The organism is Mycobacterium sp. NGS49 (genome assembly GCF_059812565.1).
This window is the reverse complement of sequence record NZ_JCALCX010000001.1, coordinates 249,813-264,170: the sequence shown is the minus strand read 5'-3', so window position 1 is coordinate 264,170 and position 14,358 is coordinate 249,813. Positions and strand designations below refer to the sequence as shown.

Here is a 14,358-nt window from a genome sequence, read left to right as displayed (position 1 = left end):
GGCCGGTGAGCCGAGTGTGGCGCTGGCAGAACCGATCCGGATGCTCGGATAAGTCCCGCGGGTCGGGAGGCGCGCTGTGAAGGTTCATCACCTCAACTGCGGAACCATGAACACTCCGGGTGCCCGGATGGTGTGCCACGTGCTGGTAGTCGAGACCGATAACGGACTTGCCCTGGTGGACACCGGGTTCGGGTCGCAAGACTGTCTGGACCCCGGCCGGGTCGGGCCATTCCGTCATGTTATCCGCCCGGTGTTGCAGCAGCACGAAACCGCGGCGCATCAGATCGTGCAAATGGGATTCCGGCCCTCCGATGTGCGCCATATCGTGCTGACCCACTTCGACTTTGATCACATCGGCGGGATCGCGGACTTTCCCGACGCGGAGATTCACGTGACGGCGGCCGAAGCCAGCGGCGCGGTCCACGCTCCGTCGTTGCGTGAGCGGCTGCGCTACCGCAGTGTGCAGTGGGCACACGGGCCGAAGCTGGTCGAGCATGACGACCGGGGTGAACCCTGGCGCGGATTCGCGGCCGCCAAGCCGCTGCGAAGGAATGTTCGCCTTCAGTCGCAGGCAACTCCGCGATAACCAGGCCCGCCTGGCAGAACTTTACGGACGCCGGGAACCCGACTTGACGATCGTCTGCGCGCACGACCCCGGTCTGTTCGAACAGGCCCGGGGTTATCGCTGACTCAGCTGGTCGGCGGTGGTGGCGGTTCGTCGGAGTGTGCGTCGTGCCACTGCAACTCCGCGGCACGCACCTTGTGGTGCGTGCGTCGCAGCCAGGCCAGGCCACCGGCAATGGCGAGCACCCCGATCACAACTCCTCCGGTGCCGGCCCCCGGGTTGCCGGTGGCATAGGCGAACAGACCGACGATCAGCGCGATCACTCCGATTCCGACCGCCGCGATGCCCGAATGCGTTGACGCCGTTCTTCATCGCCTCGCCGGCATGCTGGCGGGTGGTCCGGTGGTGGTCAATGGGGTCGGTCCGGGGGTGATCCAATGTCTGCTCCTCGTGGGAAAACGGTCGACGCAAGAGCTTTGCGTTGCCATCGTTGGCAGGCACTTCGGGCGTTGGGCCGTCTCGTGGTGATGGCCTACCCGGTGGATGCGGCCACTAAACGCCGGTCAGGGCAATGGCATGCTCCGAGAACGGTAACCTCGTTCTCGTGGATGGCATGCCGTGTGTCATGCTCGGCTGCGGAGGTCGTTATGGCAAGAACAGTTGTGGTCGGAGCCTCGAGCGGGTTGGGGCGGTGTATCGGTGTCGGATTGGCCCAGCGCGGCCATCAGGTCGCACTGCTCGCGCGGCGACGTGATCGGATCGAGACGGCCGCCCGGGAAGCGGGACCGGACGCGTTCGCCGTCGAATGTGACGTGACGGACCAGGCTTCGGCCCAGTCCGGCATCGAGGCCGCGGCCCGGGCGCTCGGCGGTATCGACAATCTCGTGTACTCGCCGGCGATCAGCCCACTGGCCCCGCTGGCGCAGACTGACGCCCAGACCTGGCGGCACGTTTTCGACACCAACGTGATCGGCGCGTCGTTGGTGACGGCGGCGGCAGTGCCACATCTGTCGACGGCGTCGGGCAAAGTGATCTATCTGTCGTCCGACGCGGGCACGTTCGGGCCGCCGTGGCCCGGCCTGGGCGCGTATGGCGTCAGCAAGGCCGCCCTGGAACGGCTGGTCGAGGCGTGGCGAGCCGAACACCCCGGCATCGGCTTCACCAACCTCATCGTCGGTGAGTGCGCGGGCGGCGAGGGTGATGCGCAGACCGGCATGAACGCCGGGTGGGACCGGGAACTGGCTATGCAGGCATATCCGCTCTGGGTGTCGCGCGGATGTATGCCGGGCAGGCTGATGCCGGTTGCGGACCTCGTGGAGGTGGTGCACACCATCCTGCGCACCAACTCGTCGACGTCGATGCCGGTCGTGGTGGCCAGAGGCGCCCCGGGCGTCGCTGCGCCGGTGCTGGAGAACGGCCGGCGGCCTTAGCTTCCGGGGCCGACCACGAAGCAGCGACCGCTGCCGCTGTCGAACAGCACTTCGGCGACGGCGGACTGGGTGACGGTCGGGAACTCGAATCGGTGAACCTGTTGGCCGGCTTCGATGGTGGCGTCCTGAGATTCGGTGGTGCCGTCCTTCTTGCGGACTATCGCGGTCACCTTCTCCTGATTCGACATGTTCTGGGGCTCATGGAAATACCAGACCTCGATGCCCGCGCCCGACGAGGTGGCCTGCCAGCCGTCGGAGTAGAAGCACGCCGGATTTCCGTCGGCGTCCGGTGGTGGCGGCGGGCATATCGACAGTCCCACGCAGGCCGGCGTGGTGGTGGCGGCGGCGGACGCTGATGGCTTGGTGATGGGTGCGGAGGACGCCGCTGTTGTGGTCGGCCCGGCGGAACCGCTGGGCGACGCGGCCGGAGGCGCGGGTTGCGAGCCGCACGCCGTCAGCCAGCCCGCGGCGAGGATACTCAGCAGCCGTCTTGCCTTCACCATCGAAGTCCTTAAGTTCGCAGGTGTCTGGAAGCCTAGGAAACGGCGCGGGATCTGTCCCGGGAATGGGTGCGCTGTCAATGGTTGGTGTGCTGAAGCGACGCTCCCGGCCTATGCCTGACGATCGCGGGCGTGGATGAAAATGCCCTCCGCGGACACCATGACTCCGCCGGCGCCGCTGAGCTGTCCGACCGCGAAGGTCTTGACGCCCTCGACTCGGTCCACCCACGCGTCGGCTCGCAGCGGTTGCAGCAACGGCGTTCGTCGGTGATAACGCAGCGTCAACGTTCCGGTGTAAGCGGGTCGGCCCGGTTGGTGCGCGGTGGCTCCGAGCACGTGGTCGAGAATCATCGCCGAGACGCCGCCGTGCACATGCCCGGGTGGGCCTTCGAACGCGGCGCCGAGGGTGAATTCAGTCCAGACCGATCCGTTACTCCCGTGGTGGATCACCAGCGGGGGAGCCGACGGATTACGAACGCCCACAACGACATTGCCGGAGGCAATGCCCTGCCCGTCGTCGATTCCGCGTTCTCCGAACGTTCCCGGCATCAGCTCGGCGCTGAGCTGCGCCGTAACGCTGTCGATCTTCGCGGCAGCGGAGGCGATGACCTCGTGGTCGGCCTCGGTCCGGATGGTCGCGTCGATCAACCGCCGTACCGATTCCGCCAGTGACTCGTACACCGGCAGCGAATCAGTCATCGACGCAAACGAATCCACCATTCGGTCACCATAGAGCAGCCGGGGTACCGGCGCCTGGGAAACCGGCCGTCGCCGACATTGGTTAGGGTTGCAACGATGCTCATCGCGGTGACAGGCGGCACCGGTTACGTCGGTGCCCATATCGTCCACGGGCTGCTGGCCGCCGGCCACAGCGTGCGGCTGCTCGTCGAGCCGGGCTGGTCGAACGACCTGTTGTTGCAGCGGCTGCAGTCGGCCGGCGAGGTGACCGTGGTACGCGGCGACCTGCGTTCCCCGGATGTCCCCGCCGACTGGTTGGACGGCTGCGAGTCGGTGATCCACGGGGCCGGCGTGGTCGGCACCGACGACAGGCACGAGCGAGTGATGTGGGACATCAACGCCTTTGCCGGCGAGCGCATCATGCTGCGGGCGGTCACGCTCGGGCTGGATCCGGTGGTGCTGCTGTCGAGCTACAGTGCGCTGTTCCCGCCGCCGGGCCGGGTGATCGGTCCAGACTCACCTACCGCACAGGGTAAGTCGGCCTATGCCCGAACCAAGTCCTACGCGGACCGGGTGGCACGTCGGCTGCAGCGCGATGGCGCCCCGGTGGTGGTCACCTACCCATCCAGTGTGGTCGGTCCCGCGCTGTACACCGCGCCCGGCATCACCGAGCAGGGCTGGGCGACCATCGTCCGGTTCGGGGCGGCGCCCAGAGTCCCGCATGCGGGCATGATGATGATCGATGTGCGCGACGTAGCCGACGTGCACGAACGATTGATGCGGCCGGGGCGGGGGCCCAAGCGCTACCTCTGCGGCGGACAGTTGCTGAGTTTTGACGACATGATCGACGCGATCGAGCGCGGCTGCGGACGGCAGATCCGCCGGATCCCGCTGAGTCCCGGAGTGTTTCGTCTGGTGGGCCGGATGTCCGATTTCGTGGCGTCCGTCCTGCCGCTGGGCAGTGGATTCAGTTACGAAGCGGCGCAATTGATCACCGCTGCCATACCCACCGAAGACGCCGAAACGCTGCGTGACCTCGGCCTCAGCTGGCGGTCGGCCAGTGCGGCTATCGTCGCGACCTTCGCCCACCGAGAGCTGGTCTGATCGGATGAACGGTCGTGTTGCGGTAGTGACCGGGTCGAGCCGCGGCGTCGGACGCGGGATCGCCACCGCGTTGGCGGCCAAGGGCTGGCGGGTGTATGCCACCGGTCGCAGCATTTGCGACGCGCCACCGGGGGGCGTCGCCGTCCGAGTCGACCACGCCGACGACGACGCCGTGGCCGGGCTCTTCGAGCGGGTGCGCTCCGAGGCGGGCCGCCTCGATCTGTTGGTCAACAACGCCGCCGCAATCTCCGACGAGCTGGTAAGCCCGAAGCCGTTCTGGGAGAAGCCTCTTGCCCTGGCCGGCGTACTGGATGTCGGACTGCGCTCGTCCTATGTCGCCTCCTGGTATGCGGCGCCCCTGCTCACCGCGCAGCACCGGGGGCTGATCGTGTTCACCTCCTCCCCGGGTTCGGTGTGCTACATGCACGGCCCGGCGTACGGGGCTCAGAAGGCCGGAATCGACAAGATGGCCGCCGACATGGCGGTGGACTTCCGCGGCACCGGCGTCGCGACGGTGTCGATCTGGCCGGGCATCGTGCTCACCGAGAAGCTACGCGGGGCGTTCGCGAAAAACCCTGAGGCGCTGGCCCGGACCGCTGCGCACGCCGAAACACCGGAATTCACCGGTTATTTGATCGATGCGCTCTACAACGATCCCGAACTGGCCACGCTGAGCGGTCAGACGGTAATCGGCGCCGAGCTGGCTGAGCGCTACGGCGTCACGGATGAAGGCGGCCGGCGGCCTCCGTCACACCGGCACCTGGGTACACCGCGGAAACCGAGCACGATCGTCATCAGGTGATGGTCGCGGCCGGGTCAACGTCGTCTTCACCCGGTGATCAGGTCCCAGAGCCCGCCGGCACTGGCGTGCAGAGCCGCGTCGGTGACCCGCTCGTCCCAGTAACGCATCGACCCGAATTCCGATCGCCACGCCAGTGCGGCCCGGGTGAACTCGTGCAACCGGTGTTCGCGGGTGGTGCCGATCGCACCGTGCACCTGGTGGGCATTGCGGACCACCACCGAGGTCGCGTGGCCCGCGCACGAACGCGCCGCAGCCACCAGGAATTCCAGGTTGAATGCGGACCAGTTGCTGCTGACTCCGGCGGCCAGCGCGGCCTCTGTCGCTGCCCGGGCGAGCGCGGTCTCCGACGCGATGTCGGAGATCAGGTGTTGCACCGCCTGAAATTTCGATAGCGGGCGGCCGAACTGAACCCGGGAGGCGACATGTTCGATGCACAGCTGCAGAACGCGGTCCAGGGCGGCGCAGATCTGAATGGACCGCGCTAAAGCCGCCTTCAACCGCAACTCGGTCACCACAGCCGGCGCCACGCGGACCCCTTCAGTGCCGGCAAGGTCGGCAGCCACCGCGTCACGCGGTTCGCCGACCAGGTTGACACCGGCAGTGATCGTGAGGTCTTCGGCGGCGATGTCGGCCACCTGATATCCGCCTTCAGCCCGCCAGATGACGACCACCCGGTCGGCGCAGACGGCCCAGGGCACCGCCGTCGCCGCACCCTGTCTGTCCAGCATGGCCACCGTCCGGACCGCACCGTCGGCCGCCGGCCCGACGGTATCCAAGAGCCAGCATGCCAAGAGATCGTGTTCGGCCAACGGGATTCGTACGCCGTTGCGCGCCGCGGCGGCCAGCAGCTCCGCCGATTCGTACCATCCGGCCCCGCTGCCGCCGGATTCTTCGGCGCCGGTCAGTCGCACCAGACCGAGGCCGTCCAGCTGCCGCCACAGTCCGGGGTCCCGCTCGACCGTCGCGCCGGGCGGGTGTTTCTCGCGATACTCGGCGAACACGGCGCCCACCATGTCGACCAGGGCCGCGTCCACCGCGGGCCCGCTCACCGCAGACCCAATCCGCGCGCGATGACACCGCGCAGCACCTCGTTGGTGCCACCACGCAGAGTGAAACCCGGCCGCTGGTCCACCGCGGTTCGGGCCAGTTCAGCGAACACCGAATCGGGCGAATCCTGCATGTCGGCGAACTCGGCGATGTCTCCCTCGGTGGTGGTGCCCAGCACCTTGACCACCGCGGCGGGCAAGTCGGCCGGTTCATGCCGTTGCAGTGCGCCGGCCACCGCGGTGGACATGTGGTGCAGGCCGGCGATCCGTGCCACCAGCCGGCCCAGCCCGGCGTCGCGGGGCACCGCGTTCGCCGCCATTCGATCGGCGCAGGCCGCCAGCACGACAAAGGTGGACAGGAACCGTTCCGGCCCACTGCGTTCGAAGCTCAGCTCCGAGGTCACCTGCTGCCAGCCGTCGCCGATCGCACCGAACACCATGTCGTCGGGCACGAACGCCTCGTCGAGGATCACCTCGTTGAAGTGGTGCGCGCCGTTCATCGAGATGATGGGTCGGATGTCGATGCCGGGGCTGCGCAGGTCGACGATGAACTGGCTGAGCCCGGCATGCCGGTGCTGCGGATCCACCGGTGCGGTGCGCGCCAGCGCGATGAACGCCTCCGCCAGGTGCGCCCCGGAGGTCCAGACCTTGGTGCCCGACAGCGACCAGCCGCCGTCAACGCGATCGGCCCGGGTGCGCACACTGGCCAGGTCCGAACCGGAGTCCGGCTCGCTCATCCCGATGGCGAAGAAGCACTCGCCGCGCACGATCCGCGGCAGGAAGTGCCGCTTCTGCGCTTCGGTGCCGTACTTCAGCAGTGAGGGCACGATCTGCCGGTCGGCGATCCAGTGCGCGGCCACCGGAGCGCCGGCTGCCAGCAATTCCTCGGCGACCACGAAACGCTCCTGGAATGAGCGACCATGCCCACCGTACTCGACCGGCACCGTCATGCCCAGCCAGCCGCGGGCCGCCAGTGCGGCGGTGAAATCCGGGTCCCACCGCGACAGCCAGGCATCGACGGAGGGGGTGAAGGAGCGGGCGGCCAACTGCTCGGCGACGAACGTGCGCACCTCGACGCGCAGGCTCGCGGTCGCCTGGTCTTCGATCTCGGCGGGTGGCACGAGTCGCGGCGACATCAGCGCGTCCGCCACTTGGCAATGCGCTGCTCGTGCTCCGGATCGCGGTGGGCGAGGGGCTGCATGGCGGCGGCCATGCCCAGGGTCGACTCGAGGGAACCGGTGCGTGATTCCTGCAACAGGCGTTTGGCCATCCGCAATGCGTGGGACGGGTTCTTGGCGATGCGTTCGGCGAGCTCTTGTGCCGCCGCGAGCAGTTCGTCGTGCGGGACGACGCGGCTGACCAGACCCCAGTCGAGCGCGGTCTCGGCGTCGACCCGGTCACCGGTGAGGGTCATTTCGGCGGCACGTTGGTAGCCGATGATGCGTTGCAGGAACCAGGTGCCGCCGTCGCCGGGAATGAGGCCGAGCTGTACGAAGCTCTCCGCGAAAGACGCACGCTCCGAAGCGATCCGAATGTCGCACATCATGGCGAGATCGCAGCCGGCACCGATGGCGGCGCCGTTGACCGCTGCGATCAACGGCACTTCGAGTCGCGAAAGCGCTCGCGGGATGCGCTGAATGCCGTCGATGTAGGCGTAGCGCTGATCCAGGGCGCTCAGGCCGAACATGCCGGCCTGGTCCGCCATCTCTTTGACGTTGCCGCCGGCGGAGAAGATCTTTCCTTCCCCGGTGAGGATGACGGCGCGGACCTCGGTGTCGGCATTCGCGCTGTCGACGGCGTTCTCGAAGGCGGCGATGACGTCGGTGCCGGTGATCGCGTTCCCGACGTTCGGCAGATTGATCGTCCAGGTGCGGATCGGTCCGTTGGTGGTGATGTCCAAGGCGGTGCTCATGCTGGCAACTGTAGGGAGTCGGTTTCGGCGGCTTGCCGATGCACGGGTGAACGGCCTGCGCCACCGGCGTGTACTCGCAGGACTCAGCCGCGCGCCGACCTCATCGCCGCACGCAACTCGGCACACGCCTGCCCCATCGCTTCCTATGCGAGGTCCAACATCGGCGGCGATCACCGGGTAGAGCAACAGCTGAGCCGCGAGTGCCGGCCCGCCGCGATCGCGAGCCATCAGGGCGGCCACGGCCGCCAGGTTTCCGCCGGCACTGTCGCCGCCCACGGCAACGCGACTGCCGGCGCCGCCGAAATCCCCGCGCGCCGCCGCCCCGATCACCGCGTAGACGTCGTCGGCCGCCGCCGGCCAACGCTGCTCCGGTGCCAACCGATAACAAACCGAAACAACCACGGCGGGAACGCGATTGGCGATAGCGCGGCATAGGCCGTCGTGACTGTCCAGGTCGCAGAACACGAACCCGCCGCCGTGCGCGTAGACCAGCACCGGCAGGCCGTCGCCGTCGGGCCGGTAGATGCGTACCGGGATGTCCCCACCGGGGCCGGCAATTACCGTCTGGTAAACCTCGCTGACCGGTTCGGGCGTGGCAGGCGGAACGAACCGGTCGCGGATCACGGCCCTGGCCTGCGCACCGGTCATGGTGTGCACCGGCGGGAAGCCATCGTCCAGGTCCGCTATCAGCTCGGCGATCTGCGGATCGAGCATCACGCGTCCCCCACGGGGTCATCGGTGGGCGGGCCGATGCACTCGGTCTCGTCGGCCTGCTCGGGCAGCTCCGCTACCGGTCGCGTACCCGCGCGCTCATGCTGTCGTCCTCAACGTTTGATGGGTTGGTTACCGGTTTACCGCAGTCGGTGCCCCACCCGCTGGATTGGCGGGCGCGAAGTCCTACCGTGGATCCTTGTGGAGGATGAGCAGCCCCTGGACGTGGTAGCCGTCGGCGCGGGTTTCGCGGGCCTGTATGCCCTGCACAAGCTGCGCGCCCAGGGTCTTGCGGTGCGGGTGGTCGAGGCCGCGCCCGAAGTTGGCGGCACCTGGTACTACAACCGTTATCCAGGCGCGCGCTGCGATGTCGAGAGTGTCGATTACTGCTACTCGTTTTCCGAAGAGCTGCAGCAGGAGTGGAACTGGACCGAGAAGTACGCGACCCAGGCCGAGATCCTGCGCTACCTGAACTGGGTCACTGACAAACTCGACCTGCGCCGCGACATCGCTTTCAACACGCGTGTCGTCTCGGCGGCGTTCGACGAAGAGGGACTGCGCTGGACGGTCACCACTGACACCGGGCAGCGTGTAACGGCGCGGTTCGTGCTGATGGCGACCGGCCCGCTCTCGGATGCCGTGACGCCCGACTTCCCCGGTCTGGACACCTTCAGCGGCGAAATCCACCACACCGCGCGCTGGCCGCACGATCCCGTCGACTTCACCGGCAAGCGGGTAGCCGTCATCGGAACCGGATCCTCCGGCATTCAGACGATTCCGATCATCGCCCAGCAGGCCGCGCAGCTGACCGTCTTCCAGCGCAGCCCCAACTTCAGCGTCCCGGCCGGCAACAGGCCGCTGTCCGCGCAGGAACTCGACGACATCAAGACCGGTTACCCCGAACGACGCCGGCTGTCGTGGCGCAGCGGTGGTGGATCACCGCACATCACCGCGGAGAAACCGGCCATGCAGTTCAGTGCCGAAGAGCGGCGCGCGGCTTTCGAGAAGCGCTGGCAGTTGGGCGGGGTGTTGTACTCCAAGACCTTCCCCGACCAGCTGATCGATCCGGCCGCGAACGAAGAGGCCCGCAAGTTCTACGAGGAGAAGGTCCGGGCCGTCATCGACGACCCCGCGGTCGCCGATCTGCTGATCCCGACCGACCACCCCATCGGGACCAAACGAATCTGTACGGACAGCAATTACTTTCAGACTTTCAACAAGCCCAACGTGACGCTGGTGAGCGTACGCAGCACGCCGATCAGGTCGGTGGACGGCGACGGCATCAACACCACCGAACGGCACTACGACGTTGACATGATCGTGCTCGCAACCGGTTTCGACGCGCTGACTGGAGCGTTGGCAAAGATCGACATGCTGGGACGTGGCGGTGTGCGGCTGCGCGACAGGTGGGCGCACGGGCCGCGGACCTATCTCGGCCTTGGGATCGACGGGTTTCCCAACCTGTTCGTGATATCCGGGCCGGGAGCCCCGGCCGTGTTGGCCAACATGGTGTTGCACGCCGAAGCGCAGGTCAATTGGATCGCCGACACCATCGGCTACCTCGACACCCACGGTTACGCCGCGATCGAAGCCGGCACGGAGGCGGTGGACGCCTGGGGTGCCGAGTGCGCGCGACTGGCCGAAGCGACGTTGTTCACCAAGGCCGATTCCTGGTACATGGGTGCGAACGTGCCCGGAAAGCCAAGGGGTTTCATGTTGTTCGTCGGCGGCTTCGCCACCTATAACCAGATCTGCGCGGAGGTCGCCGACGCCGGTTACAAGGGTTTCGAGCTGTCCAAGAAACCACGATGACGACGGATCTGCCGGACAGTTCGTGCGGGGCGCCGAAGTGATCGAGGAACAGTCGATGCCCGACCTTGCGAAGTACGGCCCGTGGGCGGTGATCGCGGGCGGTTCGGAGGGCGTCGGCGCCGAGTTCGCAGCGCAACTGGCCCGTGCCGGAATCAATCTGGTGCTGATCGCGCGCAAGCCGGATGCCCTGCGCCAGACGGCACGACGATGCCGTGAGATCGGGGCGCAGGTGCACACCATCGCTGTGGATTTGCTTGATCCAGAGTCGATTTCGCGGGTGGCGCACGAGACGTCCGGCCTCGAGGTGGGGTTGCTGATCTACAACGCCGGAGCCAACATCTGCCGGGAACGGTTCCTGGATGCCGACCCGGCCGCGGTCGCCGGGGTGATCGACCTCAATGTGACGCGGATGCTGGCACTGGTCCGGCATTTCGGCCGGCCGATGCGCGAGCGCCGCCGCGGCGGCATCATGCTGGTCGGCTCACTCGCCGGCACGTACGGGTCGATGCAGCAGTCGGCGTATGCGGGTGCCAAAGCCTTCGGCCGGCTGTTCGCCGAGAGCCTGTGGCTGGAGCTGCGTGAATACGGGGTCGACGTGCTCGAGCTGGTGCTGGGCGTGACGCGCACACCGGCGATGGAGCGGGCCGGGCTGAATTTCGACATACCCGGCCTGGTGGTGTCCGAGCCGGCTGACGTCGCCCGCGAGGGACTGGCGAACCTGCCCCGTGGGCCGGTACGCATCGCCGGCGACAACGCCGCGGCCTACCAGTGGGGCAGCGGACCCGACCGGGCCGCCATCGTCCTCGCCGCGCACCACCGGGTCCAGGCTCTGCTGGGCCGGGGATAGGAAGCCGGGTCGACGAACTGACCAAGGGCGGTTGTCGCGCCTTGCGGCACTGGGCGTCCCGCGCGGCGGACGATTAGTGTGGGGAACCAGTCGCCAAGAGAAGGAATTCGAGTGGACAGCCCAACCGGGTCCTCGCCCGGCCGCCTGGTTTCGCGGCTGCGCTGGCTGATCGGACCCGCTCTGACGGTGTTCGCCCTGGCCGCGCTGACTCTCGGCGGCGCCGCCTGGCTGGCGGGCTGGCGCACCATCGCCGACGCGTGCTGGATCGCCGGGACCCTCAGCGCAACGGGGCCGGCACTGGCGTGGGTGTTGCTGGCGTTACGCCGGGGACGGATCGGCGTCGACGTCATCGCCGTGCTGTCGTTGGTCGGCACGCTGCTGGTCGGCGAGTATCTGGCCGGCGCGCTGATTGCCGTGATGTTCGCCGGCGGCAGGACGCTGGACTCGGCGGCCGAGCGACGGGCATCGCGTGATCTGCGGGCGCTGCTGGGCCGCGCGCCGCGGTTCGCGCGGCGACGGGTCGGCACGCAGGTGACCATGATCGACCTCGCCGAGGTGGCGGTCGGCGATGTGCTGGTGGTCGGACCGGGCGAGGTGGTGCCCGTGGACGGGCGGGTCGCCGACGAGCTCGCGGTCCTCGACGAGTCCGCCCTGACCGGCGAGCCCCTGCTCGTCGAACGTGCCATCGGTGAAACGGTACGCAGCGGAGTGGTCAACGCCGGCAACGCTTTCGAGTTGCGGGCGCAGGCAACCGCCGCCGACAGCACCTACGCCGGCATAGTCCGGTTGGCGCAGCAGGCCGGTGCGCTCAACGCGCCGATCGTCCGGTTGGCCGACCGTTTCGCGGTCTGGTTCCTCCCGCTGACGTTGCTGGTGGCCGGCGCCGCCTGGCTGGCCGGCGGTTCGGCGGTGCGTGCCGTCGCGGTGCTGGTGGTGGCGACCCCGTGTCCCTTGCTGCTGGCCGCGCCGGTCGCGATCGTCTCCGGACTGTCCCGCGCATCGCGGACCGGGGTAGTGATCCGGGGTGGGGGAGCACTGGAGAACCTGGGTCACGCCAAGACCTTGGTGATGGACAAGACCGGCACCCTGACGATGGGACGGCCGACGGTGGTCGACGTGGTGGCAGCCCCGGGCCGCGAGGCCGTCGAAGTGTTGCGGTTGGGCGCCTCGGTGGATCAGTTCTCTCCGCACGTGCTCGCCGAGGCCATCGTCAGCGAAGCGCTGAGCAGGAAGCTGCGCCTCTCGCTGCCTACCGAGGTGGTCGAACAGCCGGGCAGTGGTGTGACCGCCACGGTCGACGGACACCGGGTCAGCGTCGGCAAGGTGCCGGCCGGCGAACTGACGGGCAGATGGACCACCGCCGTCGTCAGCCGCGCCCGGCTGGACGGGGCCGGAATCGCCTGGGTCAGCGTCGACGACGCCCCCGCCGGAGCGGTGTTGTTGCGGGATCCGTTGCGTCGGCACGCGCCGCGGACGGTGCGACGGTTGCGCGAGGCCGGGCTCCAGCGGCTACTCATGCTCACCGGAGACCGCGCCGAGCCCACTCGCGACGTCGCCAACATTCTGGGGCTCGATGAGGTCCGCGCGGACCAGACTCCGGAGGACAAGTTCGCCGCTGTGCGCGAGGAGAGCGAGCGCGCCGTGACGGTGATGGTGGGCGACGGGATCAACGACGCTCCGGCGCTGGCCGCAGCCACCGTCGGCGTCGCGATGGGTGCCCGCGGTGCTACCGCGTCCTCCGAGGCAGCCGACATCGTGCTGACCACGGACCGCCTGGACCGGCTCGCCGATGCGATGGACATTGCCCGCTGGTCCCGGCGCATCGCCGTGCAGAGTGCCGTCGTCGGCATGAGCCTGTCTCTGATCGCGATGGTGGTCGCCGCGCTGGGCTGGCTGCCGCCCGCCGCGGGCGCGCTGCTCCAAGAGGGCATCGATGTCGCGGTCATTCTCAACGCGCTGCGGGCCCTGCGCGGCAATCCGGCCAACGATGTGCAGGTGGACGCGGAGACCGAAGGCATGTTGCACCGCTTCGCCGCAGAGCATGACGCCTTGCGCGACACCGTCGGGCTGCTCCGCGACAGCGCCAATCGCCTGGCAACCGGCACGGATGCCCTTCCGTTGGAGTCGTTGGCCGCCGTGCACGCACTGCTGGCCGACCGCATTCTGCCGCACGAGGAGGCCGAGGAGACCCAGCTGTACCCGGCGCTGGCCCGACCACTCGGCAGTCGCGAAGCGACCGCCACGATGAGCCGGACGCACGCCGAGATCAGGCGACTATCCGATCGCATCGGCACACATCTGGCCGAGGCGCAAGCAGCGGGAGCGATACAGCCCGAGCAGGTGGATGACCTGCTGGCATGCCTTTACGGCCTCTACGCGCTGCTGCGGCTGCACTTCGTCCAGGAGGAGGAGAACTATTTCACCCTCGCCGAGGACGACACCGAGACCTGAGCGCGGTTACGCGGCCCGCGGCAGATTCTGCGGCGCCGCTTCGGCTTTCGGTGCCGGCGATGCCGGCGCAGGGCGCCAGCCCACATAGGTCAGGTACAACCCGGCCAACGCAAGCAGGACGCTTGCCGTCATCCACATGCCGTCCATACCGATGGTGGCTTTGGCGGCCGTCATGAACGCCGTCGGAAACGCCAGCAGCATCAGTCCGCGCAGCGTGATAGCCCAGCCCATCACCGACACCGTGATCGCCGCGGCACCGCGCCAGTACGGGTGCAGCCCCACGATGGTCAGCCCGATGAGCAGCACCAGCGCGCCGGTAACCCAGAACCACACCGGGCTGGACTCGAAACCGGTGAGCAGCGTGCGCATTTCGGATCCGCGTGCCACGGTTGTGATGCCGATGATGGCGAAGTAGGGACCCAGTATGCGGGCGAAGTCGCGCGTGCGTGGCTGCAATTGTGTAGTGCTCATCGCCGTACCTCCCAGAGGAGACGTTCGTC

At 68.1% G+C, this 14,358-nt stretch carries 13 protein-coding genes and 2 pseudogenes; 7 read left to right on the top strand and 8 right to left on the bottom strand.

Annotated elements, in window-relative coordinates:
* The first annotated feature begins 76 nt into the window (after positions 1–76).
* A pseudogene (locus tag AC5Y7D_RS01230) lies at positions 77–689 on the top strand (MBL fold metallo-hydrolase).
* 1 nt (position 690) lies between these two features.
* On the opposite strand, the gene AC5Y7D_RS01225 reads toward AC5Y7D_RS01230, so the two are convergent.
* Positions 691–888, bottom strand: coding sequence for a hypothetical protein (locus AC5Y7D_RS01225; RefSeq protein WP_499920724.1), 198 nt, complete (start codon positions 886–888; stop codon positions 691–693).
* Between the two features lie 324 nt (positions 889–1,212).
* Between AC5Y7D_RS01225 and AC5Y7D_RS01220 the strand changes: the two genes are divergently transcribed.
* Positions 1,213–1,995 carry an SDR family oxidoreductase gene (locus tag AC5Y7D_RS01220; RefSeq protein WP_499920723.1) on the top strand — a complete coding sequence of 261 codons (783 nt, stop codon included), beginning with the start codon at positions 1,213–1,215 and terminating at the stop codon, positions 1,993–1,995.
* On the opposite strand, the gene AC5Y7D_RS01215 is transcribed toward AC5Y7D_RS01220, so the two are convergent.
* Together AC5Y7D_RS01215 and AC5Y7D_RS01210 are read right to left on the bottom strand one after the other, a co-directional pair.
* Positions 1,992–2,498 carry a hypothetical protein gene (locus tag AC5Y7D_RS01215; RefSeq protein WP_499920721.1) on the bottom strand — a complete coding sequence of 169 codons (507 nt, stop codon included), beginning with the start codon at positions 2,496–2,498 and terminating at the stop codon, positions 1,992–1,994. The two genes, AC5Y7D_RS01220 and AC5Y7D_RS01215, sit on opposite strands and share 4 nt — an antisense overlap.
* A gap of 108 nt (positions 2,499–2,606) precedes the next feature.
* Positions 2,607–3,215, bottom strand: coding sequence for a PaaI family thioesterase (locus AC5Y7D_RS01210; RefSeq protein ID WP_499920719.1), 609 nt, complete (start codon positions 3,213–3,215; stop codon positions 2,607–2,609).
* Positions 3,216–3,290: 75 nt separating this feature from the next.
* Here AC5Y7D_RS01210 and AC5Y7D_RS01205 point away from each other — a divergent pair, with 75 nt between their 5' ends.
* On the top strand, positions 3,291–4,277 hold the full coding sequence (locus AC5Y7D_RS01205; protein WP_499920717.1) for an NAD-dependent epimerase/dehydratase family protein: 987 nt from the start codon (positions 3,291–3,293) through the stop codon (positions 4,275–4,277).
* Between the two features lie 4 nt (positions 4,278–4,281).
* On the top strand, positions 4,282–5,079 hold the full coding sequence (locus tag AC5Y7D_RS01200; protein ID WP_499920715.1) for an SDR family NAD(P)-dependent oxidoreductase: 798 nt from the start codon (positions 4,282–4,284) through the stop codon (positions 5,077–5,079).
* 26 nt (positions 5,080–5,105) lie between these two features.
* Here the strand turns inward: AC5Y7D_RS01200 and AC5Y7D_RS01195 are convergent, their stop codons facing one another.
* The 4 genes and pseudogenes from AC5Y7D_RS01195 to AC5Y7D_RS01180 all read right to left on the bottom strand — a co-directional run.
* On the bottom strand, positions 5,106–6,092 hold the full coding sequence (locus tag AC5Y7D_RS01195; protein WP_499920957.1) for an acyl-CoA dehydrogenase family protein: 987 nt from the start codon (positions 6,090–6,092) through the stop codon (positions 5,106–5,108).
* A 32-nt stretch (positions 6,093–6,124) separates the two neighbouring features.
* Positions 6,125–7,264: an acyl-CoA dehydrogenase family protein gene (locus AC5Y7D_RS01190; RefSeq protein ID WP_499920955.1), complete on the bottom strand. Its 1,140-nt coding sequence runs from the start codon at positions 7,262–7,264 to the stop codon at positions 6,125–6,127.
* A complete protein-coding gene (locus tag AC5Y7D_RS01185) occupies positions 7,261–8,037 on the bottom strand; it encodes a crotonase/enoyl-CoA hydratase family protein (protein ID WP_499920953.1) in 777 nt (258 codons plus the stop codon). The genes AC5Y7D_RS01190 and AC5Y7D_RS01185 overlap by 4 nt, the downstream gene beginning before the upstream one ends.
* A gap of 174 nt (positions 8,038–8,211) precedes the next feature.
* A pseudogene (locus tag AC5Y7D_RS01180) lies at positions 8,212–8,685 on the bottom strand (alpha/beta hydrolase fold domain-containing protein); the annotation flags it as partial.
* A gap of 264 nt (positions 8,686–8,949) precedes the next feature.
* Between AC5Y7D_RS01180 and AC5Y7D_RS01175 the strand changes: the two are divergent.
* From AC5Y7D_RS01175 to AC5Y7D_RS01165, 3 genes are all read left to right on the top strand, one after another.
* Positions 8,950–10,560: a flavin-containing monooxygenase gene (locus tag AC5Y7D_RS01175; protein ID WP_499920714.1), complete on the top strand. Its 1,611-nt coding sequence runs from the start codon at positions 8,950–8,952 to the stop codon at positions 10,558–10,560.
* Positions 10,561–10,615: 55 nt separating this feature from the next.
* Positions 10,616–11,407 carry an SDR family NAD(P)-dependent oxidoreductase gene (locus tag AC5Y7D_RS01170; RefSeq protein WP_499920712.1) on the top strand — a complete coding sequence of 264 codons (792 nt, stop codon included), beginning with the start codon at positions 10,616–10,618 and terminating at the stop codon, positions 11,405–11,407.
* A gap of 111 nt (positions 11,408–11,518) precedes the next feature.
* A complete protein-coding gene (locus AC5Y7D_RS01165; protein ID WP_499920711.1) occupies positions 11,519–13,858 on the top strand; it encodes a heavy metal translocating P-type ATPase in 2,340 nt (779 codons plus the stop codon).
* 6 nt (positions 13,859–13,864) lie between these two features.
* Here AC5Y7D_RS01165 and AC5Y7D_RS01160 read toward each other — a convergent pair whose 3' ends face one another.
* A complete protein-coding gene (locus AC5Y7D_RS01160) occupies positions 13,865–14,329 on the bottom strand; it encodes a hypothetical protein (protein ID WP_499920709.1) in 465 nt (154 codons plus the stop codon).
* Between the last annotated feature and the right edge of the window lie 29 nt (positions 14,330–14,358).

Excerpts from the sequence above, each read along its gene's own strand:
- AC5Y7D_RS01220 (WP_499920723.1), top strand. The coding sequence starts at position 1,213 with ATGGCAAGAACAGTTGTGGTCGGAGCCTCGAGCGGGTTGGGGCGGTGT.
- AC5Y7D_RS01215 (WP_499920721.1), bottom strand. The coding sequence starts at position 2,498 with ATGGTGAAGGCAAGACGGCTGCTGAGTATCCTCGCCGCGGGCTGGCTG.
- AC5Y7D_RS01210 (WP_499920719.1), bottom strand. The coding sequence starts at position 3,215 with ATGGTGGATTCGTTTGCGTCGATGACTGATTCGCTGCCGGTGTACGAG.
- AC5Y7D_RS01205 (WP_499920717.1), top strand. The coding sequence starts at position 3,291 with ATGCTCATCGCGGTGACAGGCGGCACCGGTTACGTCGGTGCCCATATC.
- AC5Y7D_RS01200 (WP_499920715.1), top strand. The coding sequence starts at position 4,282 with ATGAACGGTCGTGTTGCGGTAGTGACCGGGTCGAGCCGCGGCGTCGGA.
- AC5Y7D_RS01195 (WP_499920957.1), bottom strand. The coding sequence starts at position 6,092 with ATGGTGGGCGCCGTGTTCGCCGAGTATCGCGAGAAACACCCGCCCGGC.
- AC5Y7D_RS01185 (WP_499920953.1), bottom strand. The coding sequence starts at position 8,037 with ATGAGCACCGCCTTGGACATCACCACCAACGGACCGATCCGCACCTGG.
- AC5Y7D_RS01170 (WP_499920712.1), top strand. The coding sequence starts at position 10,616 with ATGCCCGACCTTGCGAAGTACGGCCCGTGGGCGGTGATCGCGGGCGGT.
- AC5Y7D_RS01160 (WP_499920709.1), bottom strand. The coding sequence starts at position 14,329 with ATGAGCACTACACAATTGCAGCCACGCACGCGCGACTTCGCCCGCATA.